This window comes from Streptomyces sp. NPDC059564, assembly GCF_042735575.1.
In the GTDB taxonomy this organism is placed as follows: domain Bacteria; phylum Actinomycetota; class Actinomycetes; order Streptomycetales; family Streptomycetaceae; genus Streptomyces.
Window position 1 is genome coordinate 1 of sequence record NZ_JBHWBP010000387.1, and the last position, 6,964, is coordinate 6,964.

Below are 6,964 nucleotides of genomic sequence, written 5' to 3' on the forward strand. Positions count from 1 at the left end.
ATGTGCTTGAGCAGGTAGAAGTCCCCGTCCCGCGGGACGGCGGTGAAGAAGTCCCCCGCCTCGGTACGCCAGCGGCCCGCGAGTTCGGGCTGGTCCAGCAGGTGCTCGGCCACCGTGGCGGGCTGGTCGAAGAGGACCCCGTGCAGGCCGGACCCGCGGCCGAGCACCGCCCGCAGCAGCCCGCCCCGGCCGCCGCCCACGTCGACCACCCGGGCACCCTCCGGGAACGCGTAGCTCTGCGCCACCAGTTCGTCGACCGGGCCGGACAGCGCCGCCATCCCGGCGTCGAAGACGGCCCGGTCGTCGGGGGACTTGAGGAGGTGCTCGAAGAAGGGCACGCCGTAGGACAGGTCGAAGGACGGCCGCCCGGTGCGCAGCGTCTCCGGCAGCTCGGCGGCCGACCGCCCGAACATCGGATCGGTGATCATGACCACCCCGGCGTGCTGCGAGTCCGGCACGTCGGTGCGCAGCGGCCGCCCGGCCTCCTCCAGTCGGAACGCGCCCCACTCGTCCTCGTGGAACAGCCCGCGGACCGCGAGCAGCCGCAGCACGCGCCGCAGGGCGGAGGCGTCGGTGCCGGTCCGGGCGGCGAGTTCCGCGGGCGTGCGCGGGCCGTCGGCGAGGTGGTCGGCGATCCGGTGGACGGCCACGGCCCGCAGCGCCGCGGAGTGGACGTGGCCGTACATCACGTCGTGCAGGGCGGACGGTGCGAAGGGGTCGGTGTGGTCGGTGTGATCTCCGGGGCTGGCCACAGTCGCGCTCCTGTCGTGTCAGGGGGTACCACACCGCCATGGTGGCCCGGGCGGTGTGCGCGCCGGGGCATTTTCGCCCGTGTCGCCCGCCGTCAAGTCGACTTCAGGGCACGAGGGCGCCGGCGTCGGCCCCGGTCGTCGACGCGGCCATCGCCCCGGCCTCGCGGGCGGCCAGGGCGCCGAGCCGGACGACGCGCTCGCGCGTCTCCTCGTCGATCGGGACGTAACTCACCAGCCGCGCCCCGGCCGCCGGGCCCAGCCAGAGGTTGGTGTGCTCCAGGTGCAGCATGCCCACGTGGGGGTTGAGGATGTACTTCGCCTTCCCGCCCGGTCCGACCACCTCGTGCCGCGCCCACACCTCACGGAACTCGGCCGACACCGATTCCAGCCGCGCCAGCAGCGCCTTCCAGGCCGGCTCGGCCAGGTGCTCGGCCATCGAGGCCCGGAACTTGGCCGCCATCGTCCGGTTCACCTCGGGCAGGTCGACGACGGCCGCCCGCCAGTCCGGATTCGTGAAGGCCAGCCACATGCAGTTGCGGTCCTCGGGGGCCAGCCGGTCCAGATCGCACAGCAGCCGCCCGTACGTGGTGTTGTACGCGAGGATGTCGTACCGGCTGTTCTGCACGCAGGACGGGATCGGGTCCAGCTGGTCGAGCATCGCGCGCAGCGCCGGGGTCACGTTCGGGCAGGGCGTGTGCTGCGCCGGATCGGTGCTGTCGGCCAGCGCGAACAGGTGCGCCCGCTCACTGGCGTCCAGCAGCAGGGCGCGCGCCAGGGCGTCCAGGACCTGCGGGGACACCTGGATCTCGCGGGCCTGCTCCAGCCAGGTGTACCAGGTGACGCCCACCGCCGACAGCTGCGCGACCTCCTCGCGGCGCAGTCCCGGAGTGCGCCTGCGGCGGCCGCGCACCAGCCCGACCTGCTCGGGGGCGATCCGCTCGCGGCGGCTGCGCAGGAAGTCGGCCAGCTCGTGCCGGCGTACGTCGCTCTCGGGGGCCACAGTGGTCATGACACCAGGGTGCCGCACACGCCATCCGGGTGCCAGGTACTGCCAGTACCAGGATGAAGAGACTCTGGTACCAGAGTGGGCGCCGGAGGATCGTCCTCTGTGTGAGCGAAACGACCGTACGCACCCACCCCTCATCCCCCTCCTCCCCCCGGACCGACCCGGCGACCCCGGGCGCCGGGCCGGGAGCGGCCCTGCGCCCGCTGGGACTGTTCACCGTGCTGCTGGGCGCGGCCCTCCCGCTGATCGACTTCTTCATCGTGAACGTGGCGCTGCCCGCCATCGACAGCGACCTCGCCGCCGGGCCCGCCATGCTGGAACTGATCGTCGGCGGCTACGGGGTCGCCTACGCGGTGCTCCTCGTACTCGGCGGCCGCCTCGGCGACACGGCCGGACGGCGCAGACTCTTCCTGATCGGCATGGCCGCCTTCGGCCTCACCTCGCTCGCCTGCGGCCTGGCCCCCACCGCCTGGACGCTGGTCGGCGCCCGGGTGGCGCAGGGTGCGGCCGCGGCGCTGATGCTGCCGCAGGTCCTCGCCACCATCCAGGCCACCACGCAGGGCCCGCGCCGGGCCCGGGCGATGAGCCTCTACGGAGCCACCGCCGGGCTGTCCATGGTCACCGGGCAGATACTCGGCGGCGTACTGGTCGCCGCCGACGTCGCGGGCACCGGGTGGCGCTCGGTGTTCCTGGTGAACGTCCCCGTCGTCATCCTCGGGCTCGTGCTCGCCGTCCGGGCCGTCCCCGAGACCCGTTCCGAGCGCCCGGCCTCCGTCGACGTACCGGGCACGCTGCTGCTCGCGCTGTCGCTGGTCTCCCTGCTGCTGCCGCTGACCGAGGGCCGGGCGACCGGCTGGCCGCTGTGGACGTGGCTGTCCCTCGGGGTGTTCCCGTTCGCGGCCGCCGCCTTCTACCTGACCGAGCGCCGCGCCGACCGGCTGGGCCGGACCCCGCTCGTGCCGCCGAGCCTGCTGCGCCTGGAATCCCTGAAGCGCGGCCTGGTGATGATGGTGCCGTTCTCGATCGGCTTCAGCGGCTTCATGTTCGTGGTCGCGGTCGCGCTCCAGCAGGGCCTGCGGATGGGGCCGGTGGCCGCGGGGCTGGCGCTGGTGCCGATGGCCGTCGCCTTCTTCGCCGCCTCCCTCGCCGGGCCCAGGCTGGTCGGCCGCTTCGGCAGCCGGGTCGTCACCGCGGGCGGCCTGATCCAGGGCCTGGGCATCCTGCTGCTCCTGCTGACCGTCCGGAGCGGCTGGCCGGACCTCGGGCTCGCCGACCTCGCCCCGGGCGTCGCGGTCGCCGGCCTCGGCCAGGGCCTGCAGCTGCCCGTGCTGATGCGGCTGATGCTGTCGGACGTACCGGCCGACCGGGCCGGGGTGGGCAGCGGCGTCATGGTCACCACCCAGCAGTCGGCGCTCGCCCTGGGCGTCGCGACCCTCGGCAGCCTCTTCCTCGCGCTGGCTCCGACGGCGGGGATGGGGACGGCCCTCGGTGTGACCCTGCTCGTCCAGCTCGGCATGATCGTCCTGACGGTGCTGCTCAGCCTGCGGCTGCCGCGCCTCATGCGGTGAGGCCCACGGGGAAAACCGGGTTTCCCCCTGGGAGCGGGGCCCGCGGTGTTAGCGTCGCGCCCATGTCCAAGATCGAGATAGACGCGGTGACCGCCGAGTTCTTCGCCGCCTTCGACAACCGGGGTGACAAGCCCGCCGACGTGGCCCGGCTGCGCCGGCTGGTCCTTCCCGGCGGCGTGATCGTCAAGACCGGGCCGGATTTCACGGCCTACACCCTGGAGGAGTTCATCGAGCCCCGCGAGCGGCTGCTGAACGACGGCCGGCTCGTCGGGTTCAGCGAGTGGGAGACCTCCGAACGGACCGAGATCGAGGGCGACATCGCGTCCCGCTTCGGCGAGTACCGCAAGTCCGGGACCCTGGACGGCGAACCGTTCGAGGGCGGCGGGACCAAGACGATCCAGTTCGTCCGGACCCCGCAGGGGTGGAGGATCGCCGCCTTCTCCTGGTACGATCGGCCCTGACCGGCGCCGCCCCGTCGCCCCCGACGCTCTCAGCCCGTCGGCGAGGACGCCTCCGCGCGCCCGACGAGGTCGGTGATCAGCGTGGCGATCTCCGGCCACAGCGCGCGCGGCAGGTCGTGTCCCATCCCCTCGAAGGTCACCGACTTGGCGCCGGGTACGGCCTCGGCGGTGGCCCGCCCGCCGCTGACGTCGCACATCGGGTCGTCGGAGCCGTGGATGACCAGGGTGGGCACGTCCACCGAGGCAAGCCGCACCGTCCGGTCCCCGGAGGCGAGCGAGGCCACGGCCTGGCGGGCGATGCCGAGCGGATCGTAGCCCCGGTCGTAGGAGCGCCGGGCCCGGTCGCGGGCCGCGGCCTCGTCGAAGGGGAAGCCCGGGGACCCGAGGACCCGTACGGTCCGCACCATCCGCTCGACCACGTCGTCGCGTTCCGTCGCGACCGGTCCCGCCAGCGCGCCGAGCGCCTCGGGCTTCGGCTGCCCGACGCGGGGATCTCCCGTCGAGGACATCATGGACGTCAGCGACCGCGCCCGGCGCGGGTGTTCGAGCGCGATCGTCTGCGCGATGGCGCCGCCCATCGACATGCCGACGACGTGCGCGCCGTCGATCCCCAGCGCGTCGAGCAGGCCGACGCTGTCGGCCGCCATGTCGGACAGGGTGTACGACGCCGAGGACACGTCCCCGGCGACCGCCGCCCGGACGTCCGGCACGGGCGCGTCCGGGAAGTGCGTGGACCGGCCGACATCGCGGTTGTCGAACCGGATCACCTGCACCCCGCGCGAGGTGAGCTCCGTACAGAACCCCTCCGGCCAGCCCAGCATCTGCACGGCGAGGCCCATGATCAGCAGCACGGCCGGATCGCGCGGATCGCCGAAGCGCTCGTACGCCACCTCGATGCCCGACGGGCCCACCCCGGACGCCTTCTGTTCGTTCATGGGCCCACCATAGGGCGGAGCGGGGCGGCCCTGGCCGAAGACGGCCCCCGGCGGCGCGCGCGTACGGTACGGTCCGCGGCATGCTCGCCGGACTGCGTACGCCAGCGCCCCGGGGGTGGAGCCGCTGGCTCGTTCCGCCCGCCGCCCTCTCCATCCACCTCTCCATCGGCCAGGCCTATGCCTGGAGCGTCTTCAAACCGCCCCTGGAGTCCTCGCTCGGGCTGTCCGGAACGGCGTCGGCGCTGCCGTTCCAGCTGGCGATCGTGATGCTGGGACTGTCCGCCGCGTTCTGCGGCACGCTGGTGGAACGCAACGGTCCGCGCTGGGCCATGACCGTGTCGGCCCTCTGCTTCTCGTCCGGGTTCGCCGTGGCCGCGCTCGGCGCCGCGACCCGCCAGTACTGGCTCGTCGTGCTCGGCTACGGGCTCCTCGGCGGGATCGGCCTCGGCATCGGCTACATCTCGCCGGTGTCCACCCTCATCAAGTGGTTCGCCGACCGCCCGGGCATGGCGACCGGGATCGCCATCATGGGCTTCGGCGGCGGCGCGCTGATCGCCGCGCCCCTGTCGACGCGGCTGCTGGCGTCCTTCGGCACCGGCTCCACGGGGATCGCGAAGACCTTCCTGGTCATGGGCATCGGGTACGCCGTCTTCATGACCTTCGGCGTCCTGCTGGTGCGGCTGCCCCCGCCCGGCTGGGCGCCGCCCGGAACGCCCCCGTCCGCCGCGAGCGGGGGCCTGGTGAGCGGCGCGCGGGTCTCGGCCCGCAACGCCCTGCGCACCCCGCAGTTCTGGTGCCTGTGGGTGGTGCTGTGCGCGAACGTCACCGCGGGCATCGGCATCCTGGAGAAGGCCGCCCCGATGATCGTCGACTTCTTCGCCGGCACCGCGACTCCGGTCGCCGCGAGCGCCGCGGCCGGTTTCGTCGGGCTGCTCTCGCTCGCCAACATGCTGGGCCGCATCCTGTGGTCCTCCGCCTCCGACTTCGTGGGCCGGCAGCGGATCTACCGGGTCTACCTGGGCGTCGGCGCGCTGATGTACCTCGTCATCGCGCTGGCCGGGAGCTCCTCCAAGGCCCTGTTCATCGGCTGCGCCGCCGTCATCCTCTCCTTCTACGGCGGGGGCTTCGCCACGATCCCCGCCTACCTCAAGGACCTGTTCGGGGGCTTCCAGGTCGGCGCGATCCACGGCCGGCTGCTGACCGCCTGGTCGCTGGCCGGGGTCCTCGGGCCGCTGATCGTCAACGCCGTGGCGGACGACCGGAAGGCCGCGGGGCACACGGGCACCGCCCTCTACAGCACCTCCTTCTTCATCATGATCGGGCTGCTGGTCATCGGGTTCGCCGCCAACGAGCTCGTACGGCCCGTGCATCCGCGCCACCACGAACCGCCGGCCGTCGCGCCGGCGCCGGACACCGTCCCGAAGGAGGAAGCGGCCCCGTGACCACCCGCCGCCGTGTCCTGCTCGTCGCCGCCTGGCTGTGGGTGGGCGTGCCGTTCGCCTACGGAATCCACGAACTCGGTGTGAAAATGAGCCAGTTGTTCAGCGGCTGACGGGGATCAGGGCGGCCGTTTCCGTGCCGATCCCGCTCCGGTACCGCGCCGATTCTGCGCGACCGTGCTCGATTCGGCGCCGTTCCGAGCATCTATTGACATGTACGCGACGCTTGCGCTGCACTGGTGGCCCCTTCCCTCTGCGGCCCCACACGGCTGGAGGCAGCCATGCGTCTGCTCGGATCACTGGTCGCCGCCGCCTGCGCGGTGACCCTGCTGACGGCTCCCGGCGCCGCCGCCGCACCGGGCGCGCCACCCGCCCGCGCGGCCGCCGCCGCGGCGCCGCAGACCGTCCCCGCGCTGCGCCAGTGGACCCCGTCCACCGGCGGCGCGTACGCCTTCACCGCCACCACCCGGATCGTCGTCGACCCCGCCGCCGCCGACCGGCTCTCCGACGAGGCGGCCACCTTCGCCGAGGACCTCACGGCCCTAACCGGGCGCGGCGTCCCCGTCGTCACCGGCAGCCCGGCCGCCGGTGACATCGGCCTCGGCCTCGGCGACCCCACCCTGCCGGCCGAGGGCTACCGGATGACCGTCGGCGCCACCCTCACCCTCCAGGCCGCCACCGACACCGGCGCCTTCAACGGCACCCGCAGCGTCCTCCAACTGCTCCACCAGTCACCTAGACACATCAGTAGCTGCCGACGACGGAGCTCGTGTATATCACGGTGGTCGCCGTCGCATTAAGTA

Annotated in this window: 7 protein-coding genes; 4 read left to right on the forward strand and 3 right to left on the reverse strand. The window is 73.2% G+C overall.

Annotated features, from left to right (window positions below; genetic code table 11):
- The coding region (locus tag ACFV0Q_RS36005; RefSeq protein ID WP_385011400.1) for a methyltransferase at window positions 1–752 on the reverse strand (752 nt) is incomplete at its 3' end.
- 103 nt (window positions 753–855) lie between these two features.
- Window positions 856–1,761, reverse strand: coding sequence for a helix-turn-helix domain-containing protein (locus ACFV0Q_RS36010; protein WP_385011402.1), 906 nt, complete (start codon window positions 1,759–1,761; stop codon window positions 856–858).
- A 101-nt stretch (window positions 1,762–1,862) separates the two neighbouring features.
- On the opposite strand from ACFV0Q_RS36010, the gene ACFV0Q_RS36015 reads away from it, so the two are divergent.
- Both ACFV0Q_RS36015 and ACFV0Q_RS36020 read left to right on the forward strand, forming a co-directional pair.
- Window positions 1,863–3,326, forward strand: a complete 1,464-nt coding sequence (locus ACFV0Q_RS36015; protein WP_385011404.1) for an MFS transporter — start codon at window positions 1,863–1,865, stop codon at window positions 3,324–3,326.
- A 62-nt stretch (window positions 3,327–3,388) separates the two neighbouring features.
- The gene (locus tag ACFV0Q_RS36020) at window positions 3,389–3,787 is read left to right on the forward strand and encodes a DUF4440 domain-containing protein (protein ID WP_385011406.1); all 399 of its coding nucleotides are present in this window, start codon (window positions 3,389–3,391) and stop codon (window positions 3,785–3,787) included.
- 29 nt (window positions 3,788–3,816) lie between these two features.
- Here the strand turns inward: ACFV0Q_RS36020 and ACFV0Q_RS36025 are convergent, their stop codons facing one another.
- Window positions 3,817–4,722 carry an alpha/beta fold hydrolase gene (locus ACFV0Q_RS36025; protein WP_385011407.1) on the reverse strand — a complete coding sequence of 302 codons (906 nt, stop codon included), beginning with the start codon at window positions 4,720–4,722 and terminating at the stop codon, window positions 3,817–3,819.
- A gap of 80 nt (window positions 4,723–4,802) precedes the next feature.
- On the opposite strand from ACFV0Q_RS36025, the gene ACFV0Q_RS36030 reads away from it, so the two are divergent.
- Together ACFV0Q_RS36030 and ACFV0Q_RS36035 are read left to right on the forward strand one after the other, a co-directional pair.
- The gene (locus ACFV0Q_RS36030) at window positions 4,803–6,164 is read left to right on the forward strand and encodes an OFA family MFS transporter (RefSeq protein WP_385011409.1); all 1,362 of its coding nucleotides are present in this window, start codon (window positions 4,803–4,805) and stop codon (window positions 6,162–6,164) included.
- A gap of 278 nt (window positions 6,165–6,442) precedes the next feature.
- Window positions 6,443–6,961 carry a glycoside hydrolase family 20 zincin-like fold domain-containing protein gene (locus ACFV0Q_RS36035; protein ID WP_385011411.1) on the forward strand — a complete coding sequence of 173 codons (519 nt, stop codon included), beginning with the start codon at window positions 6,443–6,445 and terminating at the stop codon, window positions 6,959–6,961.
- Window positions 6,962–6,964: the final 3 nt, after the last annotated feature.

What these genes read in the sequence shown, in the direction of transcription:
- ACFV0Q_RS36020 (WP_385011406.1), top strand. Translation starts at nt 3,389, where the DNA reads ATGTCCAAGATCGAGATAGACGCGGTGACCGCCGAGTTCTTCGCCGCC.
- ACFV0Q_RS36025 (WP_385011407.1), bottom strand. Translation starts at nt 4,722, where the DNA reads ATGAACGAACAGAAGGCGTCCGGGGTGGGCCCGTCGGGCATCGAGGTG.
- ACFV0Q_RS36030 (WP_385011409.1), top strand. Translation starts at nt 4,803, where the DNA reads ATGCTCGCCGGACTGCGTACGCCAGCGCCCCGGGGGTGGAGCCGCTGG.
- ACFV0Q_RS36035 (WP_385011411.1), top strand. Translation starts at nt 6,443, where the DNA reads ATGCGTCTGCTCGGATCACTGGTCGCCGCCGCCTGCGCGGTGACCCTG.
- ACFV0Q_RS36010 (WP_385011402.1), bottom strand. Translation starts at nt 1,761, where the DNA reads ATGACCACTGTGGCCCCCGAGAGCGACGTACGCCGGCACGAGCTGGCC.